A 19,002-nucleotide genomic window follows, 5' to 3' on the forward strand; every position below is an offset into this window, starting at 1 on the left:
TCCCATGTCCGAAGACAACATCCTCACCGCCAACGGCTGGATACGCGGCCGCCTGGTCCACGAACACGGCAAGGTCGCGGCCATCGAAGGCCAGCCCTGCGACCCGGCGAGCAACGACCTGCCCTATCTGCTGCCCGGCCTCATCGACTTGCATGTGCACGGCGGTGGCGGCAAGGACATCATGGAGGGCGCGACGGCGTTCGAGACGATCGCCCGGACCCACGTGCGCTTCGGCACCACGTCGCTGCTTGCCACCACCATGACGGCACCGAGCGAAGAAATCGCCGGGGTGCTCAAGGCCCTCGGCGAATACTGCGAACAGCGGCCCGGCGGCAGCGCGCGGGTGCTCGGCGTGCATCTGGAAGGGCCTTATATCAATCCCGGAAAACTCGGCGCCCAACCGAATTTCGCCCACACCGCGTTGATGGCGGAAGTGGAGGCTTATCTCGCCCTGGCGCCGATCCGGGTGATCACCATTGCGCCGGAGATTGCCGGGCACGATGCCTTGATCCGCACCCTCAGCGCCCGCGGCGTGCGCATGCAGATCGGCCATACCTTGGGCAGCTACGAAGAAGGCGTCGCGGCGCTGGCCGCCGGGGCCAGCAGTTTTACCCATTTGTATAACGCCATGAGCCCGCTGCATCACCGCGAACCGGGCATCGTCGGCGCGGCGTTGGCCCATGCGCAATATGCCGAATTGATCCCGGACCTGCTGCATGTACACCCCGGCGCCATGCGCGTGGCCTTGCGTTCGATCCCGTGCCTGTATTGCGTCACCGACTCGACGGCCGCCGCCGGCATGCCCGACGGCGAATACAAGCTGGGCAGCCACACCGTGACCAAATGTTTGGGCGGCGTGCGGCTGGCCGACGGCACCCTGGCCGGTAGCACGCTGACCATGGACCAGGCCCTGCGCAACCTGGTGAAGATCGGCCTGCCCATCGCCGAAGCCTCGCAACGCCTGTCGCAATTTCCCGCCGATTACCTCGGTCTGCCCGAACGCGGACGCCTGCGCCCCGGCGCCTGGGCCGATTGTGTGCGCCTTGACCGTTCCCTGAATCTGACCGATGTGATGGTCGAAGGAGAAGCCATTGTCTTCCAGAATGCTTGAAGAGGCCCTCGCCTCGTCCGATGCTGTCGAGCGCCAGTTGCAGCGGCTGGATCCGGCCCTGCAGGAAATCGCCGCACGCCTGCGCCGCCAGCCGCCGCAAGTGGCGATGACCGTCGCCCGGGGCAGCTCCGATCATGCCGCCAGTTACTTCGCCTACCTGACCATGCAGCACCTGGGCTTGCCGGTGGCGTCGTTGCCCATGTCGGTGGTAACCCTGCAACAGGCGCCGCTCAAGGTCAGCGGCCAGGTGGCCTTTGCCTTTTCCCAGTCCGGACAGAGCCCCGACCTGGTGAACAGCCTGCGTCTGTTGCGCAAGCGTGGCGCGCTGAGCGTGGCGATGGTCAACGCCGAGGATTCGCCGCTGGAGGCTGCCTGTGAATTCAGCGTGCCGCTGTGCGCCGGCGTCGAAAACAGCGTCGCCGCGACCAAGAGTTTCATCGCCACCCTGAGCGCCAGCACGCGGCTGGTCGCGCACTGGAAAGATGATTCCGAGTTACTGGAGGCTGGCCACGCGTTGCCCGAAGGCTTGCACGACGCCGCGCGCCAGGATTGGAGCCCGGCCGTCGAGGCCCTGCGCGACTGTACCCGGTTGATGGTGATCGGCCGTGGCGCCGGGTTCGCCATCGCCCAGGAAGCGGCGCTCAAATTCAAGGAAACCTCGGCGATTCAAGCCGAGGCTTTCAGCAGCGCCGAAGTCCGTCACGGGCCGATGGCGCTGATCGACGAACACTATCCGCTGCTGGTCTTCGCTCCGCGGGGTGCCGAGCAGGCCGGCGTGTTGAGCCTGGCCGCCGACATGCGCCAACGCGGCGCGCGGGTATTGCTGGCCGCCCCCGATGACATTGCCGAACGCGACCTGACCCTGTCCCGCGCCGAACACCCGGCCCTGGACCCGATCCTGGCGATCCAGAGCTTTTATGGCATGGCCGCCCGGCTGGCCGTGGCCCGAGGCCTGGATCCGGACCAGCCACGGCACTTGAGCAAGGTCACCCGAACCCACTGAGCCGACGGCGTCTTTCAACGCCAGGCCAACCCGATTTCAAAGAGAGCGAGCCCATGCCCAATAACAATAAAGAGCTGACCCTCAGCGCCCCGCTCAGCGGTCCGCTGCTCACCCTCGCCAACGTCCCGGACGCGGTGTTCGCCAGCGGCGCGATGGGCGACGGGATCGCGATCGACCCCCTGAACGACACGCTTTACGCACCCTGTGACGGTGAGGTGATCCACGTCGCTCGCACCGGCCACGCCGTGACGCTACGGGCCGACAACGGCGCCGAACTGCTGCTGCACCTGGGGCTGGACACCGTCGAGTTGCAGGGCGACGGGTTCTCGATGCTGGTCAAGCAAGGCGCCCGGGTCAGCAACGGGCAAGCGTTGCTGCGCTATGACCTGGACCGCGTGGCACTGCGCTGCAAAAGCCTGGTGAGCCTGCTGGTCATCACCAATGGCGAGCGCTTCCAGGCACGGCCCATCACCCTCAAGGCGGTCAAGGTCGGCGAGCCGTTGCTGCACATCGTCGCCCGGGCGGGGGGCGAAACACGAAGCGATGAAGCGCAGGGCGGCATCGAAGTGTCCGGCCAGGTCCGCATCGTCCATCGAGGCGGCCTGCACGCCCGCCCCGCCGCCCTGGTTCGTCAGACTGCGCAACGCTTCAAGAGCCGCTCGCACCTGCATTTTGGCGACCGCTCGGCGCCCTGTGACAGCGTGATGGGCATGATGGGCCTGGCAATCACCGAGCAGGCCGAAGTCCATGTCAGTTGCCGCGGCAGCGATGCCGAAGCGGCGTTGCAAGCGTTATTGAAGACGTTATCCACAGCCTTGGCCGAAGAGGTTCACGCCGACACGCCACGGGTCCAGGCGCCCAGCCATGCCGCCGAGGATGGCGTGCTGCACGGTGTCTGCGCCGCACCCGGCCTGGTCACCGGCCCGCTGGTTCGACTGGACGGCATTCAATTGCCCGAGGACCTCGGCGGTCACGACGCTGAAGAACAACGACGACGGCTGCGCCAAGCCCTGGAGCAGGTCAGCCGCGACATCGGTGTTACGTTGGAAAACGCCAAGGCCCGGCACCACGCGGATGAGCAGGCGATTTTCAGCGCTCATCTGGCGCTGCTGGAAGACCCGGTCCTGCTGGACGCCGCTTACCTTTCCATTGATCAGGGTTGCGCGGCGGCCCACGCCTGGAGCCGCTCCATCGATGTGCAGTGCCAGGTGCTGCGGCAATTGGGCAGCACGTTGTTGGCCGAGCGCGCCAATGATCTGCACGACCTGCGCCAGCGGGTCTTGCGGGTGTTGCTTGGTGAGGCGTGGCAATTCGACGTGCCGGTGGGCGCGATTGTCGCCGCGCAGGAGCTGACCCCCTCAGACCTGCTGCAACTCGGCGTCCAAGGCGTGGCCGGCGTATGCATGGCCGAAGGCGGCGCGACGTCCCACGTAGCGATCCTGGCCCGGGGCAAAGGCCTGCCCTGCCTGGTGGCGTTGGGCGAGGCGCTGCTCGACCAGGCGCCGGGGCGAACGGTGGTGCTGGACGCTGACAATGACCGCCTCGAACTCACGCCCAGCGCCGAGCGCCTGACGCAGGTCCGCCAAGCCCAGGCCCAACGCGCCGCCCTACGCACCTGGTATCAGTCCCTCGCCCACACGCCGGCGCGCACCGTTGATGGGGTCGATGTCGAAATCGCCGCCAACGTGGCCTCTAGCGCCGAAGCGGGCGAGGCCTTCGCCAACGGTGCCGATGGCGTCGGTTTGTTGCGTACGGAATTTCTTTTTGTCGACCGTCACACGGCCCCCGACGAAAGCGAGCAACGCCAGGCCTATCAAGCCGTGCTCGATGCCATGGGCGACAGGCCGGTGATCATCCGCACCATCGACGTCGGCGGCGACAAGCAGCTGGATTACCTGCCGCTGCCGGCCGAGGCCAACCCGGTGCTCGGTCTGCGCGGCATACGCCTGGCCCAGGTGCGCCCGGAATTGCTCGATCAACAATTGCGCGCCCTGCTGCAGACCCGTCCGTTGAATCGCTGCCGGATCCTGTTGCCGATGGTCACTGAAGTCGACGAGCTGCTGCACATCCGCCAGCGCCTCGATGCCTTGGGCACCGAGCTGGGCCTGGGCGAGCGTCCACAACTGGGGGTGATGATCGAAGTGCCGGCCGCCGCCCTGCTCGCCGAGCAACTGGCCGAGCACGCGGACTTCCTGTCCATCGGCACTAACGACCTGTCCCAGTACACCCTCGCCATGGACCGCGACCACGCCGGCCTCGCCGCCCGGGTCGATGCCCTGCACCCGGCGCTGTTGCGGCTGATCGCCCAGACCTGCGCCGGCGCGGCCAGGCATGGACGCTGGGTCGGCGTGTGTGGCGCCCTGGCTTCCGATCCCCTGGCGACACCGGCGTTGATCGGGCTGGGCGTGCGGGAGCTATCGGTCAGCCCGCCACAGATTGGTGAAATCAAGGACCGCGTGCGTCACCTCGACGCTGCCCAATGCCGCCGCGTCAGTACCGATTTGCTGAATCTGCCGAGCGCCGCCGCTGTGCGCCAGGCCTGTCACCAACACTGGCCTCTGGGCTGAGCCACGTCGAACAACAACAAAAAGGAGAGACGCCATGTACCAGCATTTCATCGAAGGGCTGCAACGCCTCGGCCGGGCGCTGATGCTGCCGATCGCGATCCTGCCGATTGCCGGCCTGCTGTTGCGCCTGGGTGACACGGACCTGTTGAATATCGCGATCATTCACGACGCCGGCCAGGCGATCTTCGCCAACCTGGCGCTGATTTTCGCCATCGGCATTGCCGTGGGCTTCGCCCGGGACAACAACGGCACCGCCGGGCTGGCCGGGGCGATCGGCTACCTGATCATGATCGCGACGCTGAAGGTACTCGACGCGACCATCAACATGGGCATGCTCGCCGGAATCATCAGTGGCCTGCTGGCCGGCGCGCTGTACAACCGTTTCAAGGACATCCGGTTGCCGGAGTACCTGGCGTTTTTTGGCGGCCGGCGTTTCGTGCCGATTGTCACCGGTTTCAGCGCCGTGGGCCTGGGCGTCGTGTTCGGCCTGATCTGGCCGCCGATCCAGCATGGCATCAACGGCTTCGGCGAACTGCTGATGGCCAGCGGCAGCTTCGGTGCGTTCGTGTTCGGCGTGTTCAATCGGCTGCTGATCGTCACCGGCCTGCACCACATCCTCAACAACATGGCCTGGTTCATCTTCGGCAGCTTCACCGATCCGGCGACCGGCGCGGTGGTCACCGGCGACCTGACCCGCTATTTCGCCGGCGACCCCAAGGGCGGCCAGTTCATGACCGGCATGTTCCCGGTGATGCTCTTCGGCCTCCCCGCCGCGTGCCTGGCGATGTACCGCAACGCCCTGCCCCAGCGGCGCAAGGTGATGGGCGGGATTCTGTTGTCGATGGCGCTGACCTCGTTCCTGACCGGCGTCACCGAGCCGATCGAATTCGCCTTCATGTTCCTTGCGCCGCTGTTGTACCTGGTCCACGCGTTGCTCACCGGCCTGTCGATGGCGGTGACCAACCTGCTGGACATTCACCTGGGCTTCACCTTCTCGGGTGGTTTCATCGACATGGTGCTGGGCTGGGGCAAGTCCACCAACGGCTGGCTGGTCGTCCCGGTGGGCCTGGCGTATGCGCTGATCTATTACCTGGTGTTCGACTTCTGCATCCGCCGCTTCGACCTCAAGACCCCGGGGCGTGAGGACGTGCCGGCGGGCGACAAACCGGTCATCGCCGAAAACCAGCGGGCCGCGGCCTACATCCAGGCGCTGGGCGGTGCCGACAACCTGATCACCGTCGGCGCCTGCACCACTCGCTTGCGCCTGGACATGGTGGACCGCAGCAAGGCGTCCGACGCCCAGCTCAAGGCCCTCGGCGCCGTGGCTGTAGTTCGCCCGGGCTATGGCGGCAGCTTGCAGGTGGTGGTCGGGCCGATGGCGGATAGCATTGCCGATGAAATCCGCCTGGCGTTGCCCTCTTCCGAACAGCCGGTACCTGTCGCTGCACCGGATAGCGTTGAACCGTCACCACAGGTCAGCGCTGTCGAAGCACAGAAATGGCTGGATGCCTTGGGCGGCAATCACAACGTGGTGCAGCTTGACTGCGTGGCAATGAGCCGGTTGCGGGTGCAACTGGCCGATGGCAAGGGATTGTCGGAAAGCCAGCTAAAGGCGCTTGGCTGCCAAGGGGTCAGCGCGCTGGAGGATGGGGTGTGGCATTTGTTGCTGGGGGAAAAAGCGCCGGGGGTGTGGCGGGCGTTGGAGGGGGTGATCGTGAATCCCAGGGCTGGGGTCAAGGCTTAGATTCCTGGTGTCTGTTCTGGCCTCTTCGCGAGCAGGCTCGCTCCCACAGGGTGCGGTGTGGGTCACGAAGATCTGCAACACCACAAAACATTGTGGGAGCGAGCCTGCTCGCGATGGGGCCGGCACAAGCAACATCAAATATCTGGTACACACAATCCCCGTGGCGAGGGAGCTTGCTCCCGCTGGGTCGCGCAGCGGCCCCGGCTTTTTTCGACTGCTACGCAGCCGAGCGGGAGCAAGCTCCCTCGCCACGGGATTCGCGTACACAGAATCGTAGCCAATAAAAAACCCGCTGAATCAATCAGCGGGTTTTTCGTTTTCAGCGCAAGAGAATCAAAAATCCTCCAACCGCCACACTTCATACGCCGGTGTCTCGTAGGGGTGGCTCTGTTTCAGCGCCTCCACCACGGGCCGGATCAACCCGTCGGCCACTACCAGCTCAACCTTCCACTCCTCGACCTGCTCGACCTGCCCCGCCTCGCCAATGAACGGCTGGCTGCCGTCCAGGGGGCGAAACTGGCCCAGGCCCAGCACTTGCCAGGCGCAGTGGTCATAGGCGCCGATCCGTCCGCCACCGGCGGCGAATACAGCGCTTTTGACCACGTCCACATGGCTGGCCGGGACGAAGAAGCAGAGCTTGTACACCGCCTCAGTTCACCCAGACGCGCGCGTTGCGGAACATGCGCATCCATGGCGCGTCTTCGTTCCAGTCGTCCGAACGCCACGAGTTCTGCACCGCGCGGAACACTCGCTCCGGGTGCGGCATCATGATCGTGACGCGGCCGTCGCGGCTGGTCAGGCCGGTGATCCCGCGTGGCGAGCCGTTCGGGTTGGCCGGGTAGGTTTCGGTGACCTTGCCATGGTTGTCGACAAAACGCAGCGACACACAACCGGACAGATCGGCTTCAAGCAAGGCTTCTTCGCTTTCGAATTCCGCATGTCCTTCGCCGTGGGCAATGGCGATCGGCATGCGCGAACCGGCCATGCCCTGCAGGAAGATCGAGTTCGACTCCTGCACCTGGACCATCGCCACGCGCGCTTCGAACTGCTCGGAGCGGTTGCGCACAAAGTGCGGCCAGAACTCGCTGCCCGGAATCAGCTCGTGCAGGTTGGACATCATCTGGCAACCGTTGCACACGCCGAGGGTGAAGCTGTCGGTGCGCTCGAAGAAGCCCTGGAACGCGTCGCGGGCGCGGCTGTTGAACAGCGCCGACTTGGCCCAGCCTTCACCGGCACCCAGCACGTCGCCGTAGGAGAAGCCGCCGCAAGCGACCATGCCCTTGAAGTCGTTCAGGTCGACACGGCCGGCGAGGATGTCGCTCATGTGCACGTCGATCGCGTTGAAGCCGGCGCGGTCGAACGCCGCGGCCATTTCCACCTGACCGTTGACGCCCTGCTCGCGCAGGACCGCCACTTGCGGACGAATGCCTTTCTTGATGTAAGGCGCGGCCACGTTGTCGTTGACGTCGTAGCTGAGCTTGGCGCTCAGGCCCGGGTTGTCTTCTTCCAGGATCGCGTCGAACTCCTGCTCGGCGCAGTCGGCGTTGTCGCGCAGACGCTGGATCTGGTAGCTGGTCTCGGCCCACTGGCGCTGCAACAGGCGGCGCTGGCCTTCGAAGACGGTGTCGCCGTTGAAGGTGATGTTGATGTGGGCGTTGTTGATCGGCTGGCCGATCACCGAGACGCACTCGGCCAAGCCGGCGGCGCTGAACTGGGCGAGGATATCCGGGGTGGCGTCCTGGCGAACCTGGATCACCGCACCGAGCTCTTCATTGAACAGGATGGCCGGGATTTCGCTGGCCGATTCGGCCACGCTGTCCAGGGTCAGGTTCAGGCCGCAGTGGCCAGCGAAGGCCATTTCCATCACGGTGGTCAGCAAGCCGCCATCGGAACGGTCGTGGTAGGCCAGCAGATGACCGTCGGCGTTGAGGCCCTGGATCACGGCGAAGAACGCCTTCAGGTCTTCGGCATCGTCAACGTCCGGGGCTTGCGAGCCGAGCTTGCCATGCACCTGGGCCAAGATCGAGGCGCCCATGCGGTTCTGGCCACGGCCCAGGTCGATCAGGATCAGGTCGGTGGTGCCCTTGTCCATGCGCAGTTGCGGGGTCAGGGTCTGGCGGATGTCGGTGACCGGGGCAAAGCCGGTCACGATCAGCGACAACGGTGAGGTGACGCTCTTGTCCAAGCCTTCATCGTTCCAGCGGGTGGCCATGGACATGGAGTCCTTGCCCACCGGAATGGTGATGCCCAGCTCAGGGCACAGCTCCATGCCGACCGCCTTGACGGTGTCGTACAGACGGGCATCTTCGCCCGGGTGACCGGCGGCGGACATCCAGTTGGCCGACAGCTTGATGTCGGAGATCTTGCCGATGCGCGAGGCCGCGATGTTGGTCAGGGTCTCGCCGATCGCCATGCGGCCCGACGCCGGAGCGTCCAGCAGCGCCAGCGGGGTACGTTCGCCCATGGCCATGGCTTCGCCGGTGTAGACGTCGAAGCTGGTGGCAGTCACGGCCACGTCGGCCACCGGCACCTGCCATGGGCCGACCATCTGGTCGCGGGCCACGAGGCCGGTGATGGTGCGGTCGCCGATGGTGATCAGGAAGCTTTTGCTCGCCACGGCCGGGTGATGCAGGACGCGCTCGATGGAGTCGGCGATGTCGAGGGTGGACGGATCGAAATCATCCCCCAGCTCGGCTTCGCGGACGGCCGAACGGTGCATGCGCGGGGCTTTGCCCAGCAGCACTTCCAGCGGCATGTCCACCGGGCTGTTGCCGAAGTGGCTGTCGGTGACAGTCAGTTGCGGCTCGGCGGTGGCTTCGCCGACGACCGCGAACGGGCAACGCTCACGCTCGCAGATCGCCTTGAAGCGCTCGAAATCGGCCGGGCCGACCGCCAGGACGTAACGTTCCTGGGATTCGTTGCTCCAGATTTCGTGCGGGGCCATGCCCGGCTCGTCGTTCGGAATGTTGCGCAACTCGAAGCGGCCACCACGACCGCCGTCGTTGACCAGTTCCGGGAAGGCGTTGGACAGGCCGCCCGCGCCGACGTCATGGATGAAGCTGATGGGGTTCTGCTCGCCCAGTTGCCAGCAACGGTCGATGACTTCCTGGCAGCGGCGTTCCATTTCCGGGTTTTCGCGCTGGACCGAGGCGAAGTCCAGGTCCGCCGAGCTGGTGCCGGTGGCCATGGAGGAAGCGGCGCCGCCACCCAGGCCGATCAGCATGGCCGGGCCGCCGAGGACGATCAGCTTGGAGCCGACCAGGATCTCGCCCTTCTGTACGTGTTCGGCGCGGATGTTGCCCATGCCGCCGGCGAGCATGATCGGCTTGTGATAGCCACGAACCTCTTCGCCGCGCGGGGTGTTGATGGACTGCTCGAAAGTACGGAAGTAACCGGTCAGGGCCGGACGGCCGAATTCGTTGTTGAATGCCGCGCCGCCGAGCGGGCCTTCGATCATGATGTCGAGGGCGTTGACGATGCGCTCAGGCTTGCCGTAAGGCTTTTCCCACGGCTGTTCAAAGCCCGGGATCTGCAGGTTCGACACGGTGAAGCCGGTCAGGCCGGCCTTGGGCTTGGCGCCACGGCCGGTAGCGCCTTCGTCGCGGATCTCGCCACCGGAACCGGTGGACGCGCCCGGGAACGGGGCGATGGCGGTCGGGTGGTTGTGGGTCTCGACCTTCATCAGGATGTGCACCGGCTCCTGGACCGCACCGTACTGGCGGGTCTCAGGGTTCGGGTAGAAGCGGCCGGCAACGTTGCCGACGATCACCGCCGCGTTGTCCTTGTAGGCCGACAGCACACCTTCGTTGTGCATCTGGTAGGTGTTCTTGATCATGCCGAACAGGCTTTTTTCCTGGCTCTGGCCATCAATGTCCCAACTGGCGTTGAAGATCTTGTGGCGGCAGTGCTCGGAGTTGGCCTGGGCGAACATCATCAGTTCAATGTCGTGCGGGTTGCGCTGCAAGCCCTGGAAGGCATTGACCAGGTAATCGATCTCGTCTTCGGCCAGGGCCAGGCCCAGCTCGGCGTTGGCTTTTTCCAGCGCGGCGCGGCCACCGCCCAGCACATCGATAGCGGTCAGCGGCTTGGGTTCGGCGTGGCTGAACAGGCCGGCGGCCTGCTCCAGGTTGCCCAGCACGACTTGGGTCATGCGGTCATGCAGGCCATCGGCAATCAGCTGGGCCTCGGCCTCGCTGAACTCACCGGCGACATAAAAGGCAATGCCACGCTCCAGACGCTGGATTTTCGCCAGGCCGCAATTGCGCGCGATGTCGCTGGCCTTGCTCGACCACGGCGAAATGGTGCCGAAACGCGGCAGTACCAGGAACAGACGACCGGTCGGCTCCTGGACGGGAACGCTGGGACCGTACTTCAGAAGGCGCGCGAGCACCTGCTGTTCGTCGCCGGTCAAACCGCCGGTGACTTCGGCGAAGTGAGCGAATTCAGCATACAAGCCACTGACAGCCGGAACCTTCTGGCTCAGTTGCTCAAGGAGTTTGCTGTGGCGAAAGGCAGAAAGGGCAGGAGCGCCGCGCAGGATCAACATCTTCGGGACAGCCTCGGGAAGGGGGTGTGCTTTGAGGCCGTGCATTCTAGCCTAAACCGCTGGCAACGGCACCCGAAACGCTACGTGCGATGCCAGCCGGACGTCGGTCATCCCTTGAACGGCTGCCGCCAGGCGTCATTGCGATAATTCAGCGGAGTTATTTTTTTCCGGCGCAACCGCCGCCGCACGCCGGCCTGCCTGTGTAGCGGACACGTTTTGCAACCTCTAGCAGACTGGCCTTTTGCTGTCGATATATGGCGGTCGAGGCCGTTTGCGTATACTGCGCAGATGTTTTCCCCAACGGCTTTGCGTCCGCGGTACGCCAGATGGCTGATCGCAACCGGACTCTTCCTGGTGCTCAGTGGTTGTGTTGAGAAACCCAACACACTGGAGCGCGTAAAGGAGGATGGCGTGCTGCGGGTGGTTACCCGGAACAGCCCCGCCACCTACTTCCAGGATCGCAATGGTGAGACCGGCTTCGAATACGAGCTGGTGAAGCGCTTCGCCGAGGATTTGGGGGTCGAGTTGAAGATCGAGACCGCCGACAACCTCGACGACCTGTTCAGCCAGGTCGGCAAGCCCAATGGCCCGGTGCTGGCCGCGGCGGGCCTGGTCAGCAGCGAACAGCGCAAGAAGCAGGTACGGTTCTCCCACGCCTACCTGGAGGTTACCCCGCAGGTCATCTACCGCAACGGCCAGTCCCGCCCCACCGACGCGGCTGCCCTGGCGGGCAAGAAGATCATGGTGCTCAAGGGCAGCTCCCACGCGGAGCAGCTGGCGCAGTTGAAACAGCAGTATCCGGGAATCGAATACGAGGAGTCCGACGCGGTTGAAGTCGTCGACCTGCTGCGCATGGTCGATGAAGGCCAGATCGACCTGACGCTGGTGGATTCCAACGAAGTGGCGATGAACCAGGTGTACTTCCCTAACGTGCGCGTGGCGTTCGACCTCGGCGATGCCCGCAGCCAGAGCTGGGCGGTGGGCCCCGGCGAAGACAACAGCCTGCTCAACGAAATCAACGCCTACCTCGACAAGGTGCAGAAGAACGGCACGCTGCAACGCCTCAAGGACCGTTATTACGGGCACGTCGACGTCCTCGGCTACATGGGCGCGACCACCTTCGCCCAGCATCTGCAGCAACGCCTGCCGAAATACGAGCAACACTTCAAGACCTACGCCAAGAAGGAAAAGGTCGACTGGCGCCTGCTGGCCGCCATTGGCTACCAGGAATCGCTGTGGCAACCGACGGTCACCTCCAAGACCGGTGTGCGCGGCCTGATGATGCTGACCCAGAACACCGCCCAGGCCATGGGTGTGTCCAACCGCCTCGATCCGAAGCAGAGCATCATGGGCGGCGCCAAGTACCTGGCCTATATGAAGGAGCAACTGGACGAGAGCATCGAGGAGCCGGACCGCACCTGGTTTGCCCTCGCTGCCTACAACGTCGGCAGCGGTCACCTGGACGACGCGCGCAAGCTCGCCGCCAAGGAAGGGCTGAACCCGAACAAATGGCTCGACGTGAAGAAGATCCTGCCGCGCCTGTCCCAGAAACAGTGGTACAGCAAGACCCGCTACGGCTACGCCCGCGGCGGCGAACCGGTGCATTTCGTGGCGAACATCCGTCGCTACTACGACATCCTCACCTGGGTGACGCAGCCACAGCTTGAAGGCGACCAAGTGGCCGAGGGCAACCTGCATGTGCCGGGTGTGGACAAGAGCAAGCCTAACCAGGAATCTCCACAGCTCTGACAGCTGCCTACCCCACAGTCTTGCTTGGTTTATCCACAAGTTTTATGTCCACCCAGCGCCCCTGTGGGAGCGAGCTTGCTCGCGATAGCGGTCTGTCAGTCAACATTCATGTTGAATATCAGGCCCTCATCGCGAGCAAGCTCGCTCCCACAGTTTTGATTGGGGTGCTTATTCGGTGGGCTCAGGATCTGGCAGCCGCCAGGATCAACGCTTTCATCTCCGAAACAGCCGACTTGAACCCGACAAACAATGCATGGGCTACCAGTGCGTGGCCGATGTTCAGCTCGTTGATGCCCTTGATGGCCGCGACGGCTTCGACGTTGTGGTAGTGCAGGCCATGGCCGGCGTTGACGATCAGCCCGTTGGCCAGGCCGAAGCTGACGCCGTCGGCGACCCGCTGCAGCTCATCGGCCACGTCCGTAGGCGTCTCGGCGTCGGCGTAACGGCCGGTGTGCAGCTCGATGGCCGGCGCACCGACACGCTTGGAGGCTTCGATCTGCCGTTCATCGGCATCGATGAACAGCGAGACCTCGGCGCCGATCTTCGACAGGCGCTCCACCGCCAGGCTGATCCGCGACTCCTGCCCCGCTACATCCAGGCCGCCTTCGGTGGTCAGTTCCTGACGCGTCTCCGGAACCAGGCAGATGTGCGCCGGACGGATGCGTTCGGCGAAGGCCATCATTTCCTCGGTCACGCCCATTTCAAAGTTCATGCGGGTCTGCAGCACATCCTTGAGCAGCAGCACGTCGCGTTCCTGGATGTGCCGGCGGTCTTCGCGCAAGTGCACGGTGATGCCATCGGCGCCCGCCTCTTCGGCGTCCAGTGCGGCCTTGACCGGGTCCGGGTAACGCGTACCACGGGCCTGGCGCAGAGTGGCGACATGGTCGATGTTCACGCCGAGAAGAATGCGATTGCTGGTGCTCACGAAAAGCGCTCCTGAATGGACAGAGATTCGGCCCACAGCATACGGGGAGATCAGGGCTTGCGAAACAACTCGCGACTGACCAGCGGCCGGCCGCCCAGATGAACCGCCAGGGCCTGGCGCATCAGACGCTTGGCCGCCGCCAGCGCGCCAGGCGCTGTCCAGTCGGCCTCGGCCATGGCCAGCAACTCGACACCGTTGAACAGTCCCGGTTGCAGCAGGTAGACCCGCTCCAGGCCGGCATCCACTTGCAGGCGATACAGACCGTCGGTCGCAATAGGATCGCCGTGCAGATCGGCGTCCAGGGCAAAACCGTAGCCCAGGTCATCCAGCAGGCGCCATTCGAAAGAGCGCAGCAATGGCTCCAAGGGTCGACCCTCGGCCAGGGCCAGCAACGTGGCGGTGTAATGGTCGAACACGGCGGGATGGGGATCTTCGGCGGGCAGCAGGCGGATCAGCAGTTCGTTGAGGTACAGGCCACTGAACAGCGCTTCGCCATTGAGCCAGGAGGCGACGCCATTGCTTTCCATGCGCCCGACATTCTTCAACTCACCCCGGCCGCGAAACTCGACTTCCAGCGGCACGAACGGCCGCGCCAGCGTCCCGGCCTTGCCCCGAGCCCCCCGCAATACCGCCCGCAGCCGCCCTTGAGGCGTGAGGAAGTCCACCAGAGCGCTGCTTTCGCGGTAGGCGCGGCTGTGGAGGACGTAGGCGGATTGAGCGGTGGGTTGAGACATCGAAGTCACAGTTCTCGATGAGCGAGCACAATTTTATAAACACCCCGAAACCAATGTGGGAGCGAGCTTGCTCGCGATAGCGGTCTGTCAGTCAACACAGATGTTGAATATCAGCCCCTCATCGCGAGCAAGCTCGCTCCCACAATGGCTCTCGGTATATCCAGTCAGATAATCAGAGGTCGCCGTAACCCAGCGAACGCAGCGCCCGCTCGTCATCGGACCAGCCACCCTTCACCTTGACCCACAGGTTGAGCATGATCTTGGAGTCGAACAGCAGCTCCATGTCCTTGCGCGCCTCGGTGCCGATGCGCTTGATGCGCTCGCCCTTGTCGCCAATGATGATTTTTTTCTGGCCGTCACGCTCGACGAGGATCAAGGCATGGATGTGCAGGGTCTTGCCCTGCTGCTTGAACTCTTCGATTTCCACCGTGATCTGGTACGGCAGCTCGGCACCCATCTGGCGCATGATTTTCTCGCGGACCAGTTCGGCGGCGAGGAAACGGCTGCTGCGGTCGGTGATCTGGTCTTCGGGGAAGAAGTGATCGTTTTCCGGCAGGTGCTCGGCGATTACCCGCTCCAGCGCGTCGAGGTTGTGCCCGTGCTGGGCGGAGATCGGGATGATCTGGGCATTCGGCAACTGCTCCTGCAACCAGCTCAGGTGCGGCATCAGCTCGGCCTTGTCTTCGATGCGGTCGGTCTTGTTCAGCGCAACGATCAAGGGACCGGTCACGTACTGGACACGCTCGAGGACCATCTGGTCTTCTTCGGTCCACTTGGTGCGGTCGACCACGAAGATCACCACGTCAACGTCCTTCAACGCCGCCGAGGCCGTCTTGTTCATGTAGCGGTTCAGGGCCTTCTCGCCACCCTTGTGCATGCCGGGCGTGTCGACGTAGATCGCCTGGACGGCGCCTTCGGTCTTGATGCCGAGCATGTTGTGGCGGGTGGTTTGCGGCTTGCGCGACGTGATCGCCAGCTTCTGGCCGAGAATGTGGTTGAGCAATGTCGACTTGCCCACGTTCGGCCGGCCAACGATGGCGACATAGCCGCAGCGGGTGACGGTTGTATCAGTCATTGCCATTCTCCACGCCCAGGGCGATCAGTGCTGCAGCGGCCGCTACCTGTTCGGCAATACGACGGCTGACGCCCTGGCCTCGGCTTTTTTCATTCAATAGGACCACTTCGCATTCGACGAAGAAGGTTCGGCAATGCGGCTCACCCTGGATATCCACCACTTCGTAGCGCGGCAGTTCGCAGCTGCGCGACTGCAGGAATTCCTGCAAGCGCGTCTTGGGATCCTTGTTGGTGTCCACCAGCGTCAGGCTGTCGATCTCGGAAGTCAGCCAGGCCAGCACACGCTCGCGGGCCATTTCCATGCCCGAATCCAGATAGATCGCGCCAATCAGCGCTTCCAGGGCATCGGCCAGGATCGATTCGCGACGAAAACCGCCACTTTTCAACTCGCCGGAGCCCAGGCGCAGGTAGTCGCCCAGGTCGAAACCACGGGCCAGTACCGCCAGGGTCTCACCTTTTACCAATCGTGCACGCAAACGCGACAACTGACCTTCCCGCGCCAGGGGGAAGCGTTCGAACAACGCCTCGCCGGCCACGAAATTGAGAATGGCATCGCCGAGAAATTCCAGGCGTTCGTTGTTGCGCCCGGCAAAACTGCGGTGAGTCAGGGCCAGGAGCATCAGCTCCTGATCTTTGAAAGTGTAGCCGAGCTGACGCTCGAGACGGCTTAGAGAAACGCTCACGGTTTACCCACGCTGAGTTCGTGGCTGGATTCCACCGCCACGGCGACTGAACGCCGTTGGCTTGGGACAATTAACGCTGTGTTCAAAAATGACGTCCTGACTATCGTTGGCTTCATGCCTTCGGGCAGCCTTGTGCAGGCTCCAGAAATGCATTCGGCGCTGTGTTCAACAGCGCCGTGTGTGATTACTTGATCAGGCCAACCCGCGAGAAATTCGGCAGGTGACTGAGTTTGGGTTCCGGCCAGCTCATCCAGACCGCAAAGGCCTTGCCGACGATGTTGCGGTCGGGGACCATGCCCAGCATGTCCCTGGGAATGTTCGGATCATCCCAGTAGCGGCTGTCGTTGGAGTTGTCGCGGTTGTCGCCCATCATGAAATAGTGCCCGGCCGGCACGGTCCACGAATGGTCCGGCGTGGCGCGGTAGCGGCTCATTTCCTTGCGGATCAGGTGTTCCGCCTCGCCGAGTTTTTCCTTGTAGAGCTCGGCACTGCCCAGCGTGCCCGGCTCGGAGCCGATCAACTGCTCAGCCACCAGTTCGCCGTTGACGAACAGACGCTTGTCGGCGGTGTAGCGAATCCTGTCGCCCGGCAGGCCGACCACACGCTTGATGTAGTTGACGTTCGGGTCGCTAGGAAAGCGGAACACCATCACATCACCCCGTTGCGGGTCGCCGATCTCGATGACTTTCTTGTCGATCACCGGCAGCCGGATCCCGTAGGAAAATTTGTTCACCAGGATGAAGTCGCCCACGTCCAGGGTCGGCTTCATCGAGCCGGACGGGATCTGGAACGGCTCCACCAGGAACGAGCGCAGCACGAGGACGATGAACAGCACCGGGAAGAACGACTTGCCGTACTCGACCAGCAGCGGTTCCTTGTTGAGCTTTTCGATGACCACGCCATCAGGCTGGCTGACGCTGCCCTGATATGAGGCAATGGCGGCCCGGCGCCGAGGCGCCAGGAACAACAGATCAAGCAACGCCAACAGGCCGCAGACGAACACGGCGATCACCAGCAACAGCGGGAAATTTAGCGACATAGGACCTAACTATCCAACCTGAGCACCGCAAGGAAGGCTTCCTGTGGAATTTCCACGTTACCGACCTGCTTCATGCGTTTTTTACCGGCCTTCTGCTTTTCCAACAGCTTGCGCTTACGGCTGACGTCGCCGCCGTAGCATTTGGCCAATACGTTCTTTCTGAGTGCCTTGACGGTTGTGCGCGCCACAATCTGCCCGCCAATGGCGGCCTGGATTGCCACGTCGAACATCTGCCGCGGAATCAGCTCCTTCATCTTCTCGGTCAACGCGCGACCTTTGTAGTGCGCGTTGTCACGGTGCACGATCAATGCCAGGGCATCGACTTTCTCGCCGTTGATCAACACATCCAGCTTCACCAGATTAGCCGATTGGTAACGATCGAAATGATAGTCCAGCGAAGCATAGCCGCGGCTGGTGGATTTCAGGCGGTCGAAGAAGTCCAGCACCACTTCGTTCATCGGCAAGTCGTAGGTCACCTGGACCTGCGTGCCAAGGAACAACATGTCGTGTTGCACGCCGCGCTTCTCGATGCACAGGGTAATGACGTTGCCCAGGTGCTCCTGAGGCACAAGGATATTCGCCCGCACGATCGGTTCGCGCATGTCCTCGATGGCCGACAGGTCCGGCAGCTTGGACGGGTTGTCGACGTAGATGGTCTCGCCGTTCTTGAGCAGCAGCTCGAAGATTACCGTCGGCGCCGTGGTGATCAGGTCCAGGTCGTATTCGCGCTCCAGGCGCTCCTGGATGATTTCCATGTGCAGCATGCCGAGGAACCCGCAGCGGAAACCGAAGCCCAGGGCGTCCGAGCTTTCCGGGGTGTACTGCAGGGACGAGTCGTTCAGGGTCAGCTTCTGCAGGGCTTCGCGGAAATCCTCGAAGTCATCGGAACTGACCGGGAACAGCCCGGCATAGACCTGCGGCTGGATGCGCTTGAAGCCCGGCAGCACGTCGACGTCGGGGGTCGAGCTCAAGGTCAGGGTGTCGCCGACCGGCGCACCATGGATGTCCTTGATACCGGCGATGATGAAACCGACTTCGCCAGCCTTCAGGTCGACGGTGGCGGTGTGTTTCGGATTGAACACACCGACGCTGTCCACCAGGTGGATCTTGCCGGTGGACTTGACCAGGATCTTGTCGCCCTTCTTCACGCGGCCATGGCGCACGCGAACCAGGGAGACCACGCCCAGGTAGTTGTCGAACCACGAGTCGATGATCAACGCTTGCAGCGGATCTTCGATATTGCCGGTCGGCGCCGGAATGGTGGTGACCAGGCGCTCAAGCACTTCATCCACGCCCAGGCCGGTCTTGGCGCTGCAAGTGACCGCGTCGGTGGCGTCGATGCCGATGATTTTTTCGATTTCTTCTTTCACGCGGTCCGGATCGGCCTGGGGCAGGTCGATCTTGTTCAGCACCGGCATGACTTCCAGGCCCTGCTCGATGGCCGTGTAGCAGTTGGCGACCGACTGGGCCTCGACGCCCTGGCCGGCATCGACAACCAGCAGCGCGCCTTCGCAGGCCGCCAGCGACCGGCTGACTTCATAGGTGAAGTCGACGTGGCCGGGGGTATCGATGAAGTTGAGCTGGTAGGTGACGCCGTCGCGAGCCTTGTAATAGAGGGTAACGCTGTGGGCCTTGATGGTGATCCCGCGCTCACGCTCGAGGTCCATGGAGTCCAGGACCTGGGCTTCCATTTCACGCTCGGCCAGACCGCCGCACATCTGGATGAAGCGATCAGCCAGCGTCGACTTGCCATGGTCAATGTGGGCGATGATGGAGAAATTGCGGATATGACTCAAATCACTCACGGATCAACACTCAAAAAGGCTG

General features: G+C 63.5%; 13 protein-coding genes. 5 read left to right on the forward strand and 8 right to left on the reverse strand.

The annotated features are described in order from the left end of the window. The first annotated feature begins 4 nt into the window (after positions 1-4). From nagA to nagE, 4 genes are read left to right on the forward strand one after another with little or no spacing between them, the layout of a single operon-like run. Positions 5-1,111, forward strand: a complete 1,107-nt coding sequence (gene nagA / locus PSH78_RS21120) for an N-acetylglucosamine-6-phosphate deacetylase (protein WP_305496539.1) — start codon at positions 5-7, stop codon at positions 1,109-1,111. Further along, positions 1,092-2,114: an SIS domain-containing protein gene (locus PSH78_RS21125; protein ID WP_305496541.1), complete on the forward strand. Its 1,023-nt coding sequence runs from the start codon at positions 1,092-1,094 to the stop codon at positions 2,112-2,114. Before nagA ends, PSH78_RS21125 begins: the two co-directional genes overlap by 20 nt. Positions 2,115-2,167: 53 nt before the next feature. After that, on the forward strand, positions 2,168-4,681 hold the full coding sequence (gene ptsP, locus PSH78_RS21130) for a phosphoenolpyruvate--protein phosphotransferase (RefSeq protein WP_305496543.1): 2,514 nt from the start codon (positions 2,168-2,170) through the stop codon (positions 4,679-4,681). Positions 4,682-4,715: 34 nt separating this feature from the next. Beyond that, the gene (gene nagE / locus PSH78_RS21135; RefSeq protein ID WP_305496545.1) at positions 4,716-6,425 is read left to right on the forward strand and encodes an N-acetylglucosamine-specific PTS transporter subunit IIBC; all 1,710 of its coding nucleotides are present in this window, start codon (positions 4,716-4,718) and stop codon (positions 6,423-6,425) included. 333 nt (positions 6,426-6,758) lie between these two features. Here nagE and PSH78_RS21140 read toward each other — a convergent pair whose 3' ends face one another. Together PSH78_RS21140 and purL are read right to left on the reverse strand one after the other, a co-directional pair. Further along, the gene (locus tag PSH78_RS21140; protein WP_305496547.1) at positions 6,759-7,070 is read right to left on the reverse strand and encodes a YqfO family protein; all 312 of its coding nucleotides are present in this window, start codon (positions 7,068-7,070) and stop codon (positions 6,759-6,761) included. A 4-nt stretch (positions 7,071-7,074) separates the two neighbouring features. After that, a complete protein-coding gene (gene purL, locus PSH78_RS21145; protein ID WP_305496549.1) occupies positions 7,075-10,971 on the reverse strand; it encodes a phosphoribosylformylglycinamidine synthase in 3,897 nt (1,298 codons plus the stop codon). Positions 10,972-11,259: 288 nt separating this feature from the next. Here purL and mltF point away from each other — a divergent pair, with 288 nt between their 5' ends. Further along, positions 11,260-12,720, forward strand: a complete 1,461-nt coding sequence (gene mltF / locus PSH78_RS21150) for a membrane-bound lytic murein transglycosylase MltF (protein ID WP_305496550.1) — start codon at positions 11,260-11,262, stop codon at positions 12,718-12,720. Positions 12,721-12,901: 181 nt separating this feature from the next. On the opposite strand, the gene pdxJ is transcribed toward mltF, so the two are convergent. The 6 genes from pdxJ to lepA form a co-directional block, all read right to left on the reverse strand. After that, positions 12,902-13,645 carry a pyridoxine 5'-phosphate synthase gene (gene pdxJ, locus PSH78_RS21155; protein WP_305496551.1) on the reverse strand — a complete coding sequence of 248 codons (744 nt, stop codon included), beginning with the start codon at positions 13,643-13,645 and terminating at the stop codon, positions 12,902-12,904. A gap of 50 nt (positions 13,646-13,695) precedes the next feature. Continuing rightward, positions 13,696-14,379 (reverse strand): DNA repair protein RecO, encoded by a 684-nt coding sequence (recO, locus tag PSH78_RS21160; protein WP_305496553.1) that lies wholly within the window; start codon positions 14,377-14,379, stop codon positions 13,696-13,698. A gap of 172 nt (positions 14,380-14,551) precedes the next feature. Next, entirely contained in the window at positions 14,552-15,454 is a 903-nt protein-coding gene (gene era / locus PSH78_RS21165; protein ID WP_072345611.1) for a GTPase Era, read from the reverse strand. Then, on the reverse strand, positions 15,447-16,136 hold the full coding sequence (gene rnc / locus PSH78_RS21170) for a ribonuclease III (protein WP_030139612.1): 690 nt from the start codon (positions 16,134-16,136) through the stop codon (positions 15,447-15,449). Before rnc ends, era begins: the two co-directional genes overlap by 8 nt. 184 nt (positions 16,137-16,320) lie before the next feature. After that, positions 16,321-17,175, reverse strand: coding sequence for a signal peptidase I (lepB, locus tag PSH78_RS21175; protein WP_305496556.1), 855 nt, complete (start codon positions 17,173-17,175; stop codon positions 16,321-16,323). A 5-nt stretch (positions 17,176-17,180) separates the two neighbouring features. Next, a complete protein-coding gene (lepA, locus tag PSH78_RS21180) occupies positions 17,181-18,980 on the reverse strand; it encodes a translation elongation factor 4 (RefSeq protein WP_053124835.1) in 1,800 nt (599 codons plus the stop codon). Between the last annotated feature and the right edge of the window lie 22 nt (positions 18,981-19,002).

Origin of the sequence: Pseudomonas sp. FP198 (assembly GCF_030687895.1) — a bacterium.
GTDB lineage: Bacteria > Pseudomonadota > Gammaproteobacteria > Pseudomonadales > Pseudomonadaceae > Aquipseudomonas.

Coding starts and splice junctions, on each gene's coding strand:
- lepB (WP_305496556.1), bottom strand. CDS start 17,175: ATGTCGCTAAATTTCCCGCTGTTGCTGGTGATCGCCGTGTTCGTCTGC.
- nagE (WP_305496545.1), top strand. CDS start 4,716: ATGTACCAGCATTTCATCGAAGGGCTGCAACGCCTCGGCCGGGCGCTG.
- recO (WP_305496553.1), bottom strand. CDS start 14,379: ATGTCTCAACCCACCGCTCAATCCGCCTACGTCCTCCACAGCCGCGCC.
- mltF (WP_305496550.1), top strand. CDS start 11,260: ATGTTTTCCCCAACGGCTTTGCGTCCGCGGTACGCCAGATGGCTGATC.
- purL (WP_305496549.1), bottom strand. CDS start 10,971: ATGTTGATCCTGCGCGGCGCTCCTGCCCTTTCTGCCTTTCGCCACAGC.
- nagA (WP_305496539.1), top strand. CDS start 5: ATGTCCGAAGACAACATCCTCACCGCCAACGGCTGGATACGCGGCCGC.
- era (WP_072345611.1), bottom strand. CDS start 15,454: ATGACTGATACAACCGTCACCCGCTGCGGCTATGTCGCCATCGTTGGC.
- ptsP (WP_305496543.1), top strand. CDS start 2,168: ATGCCCAATAACAATAAAGAGCTGACCCTCAGCGCCCCGCTCAGCGGT.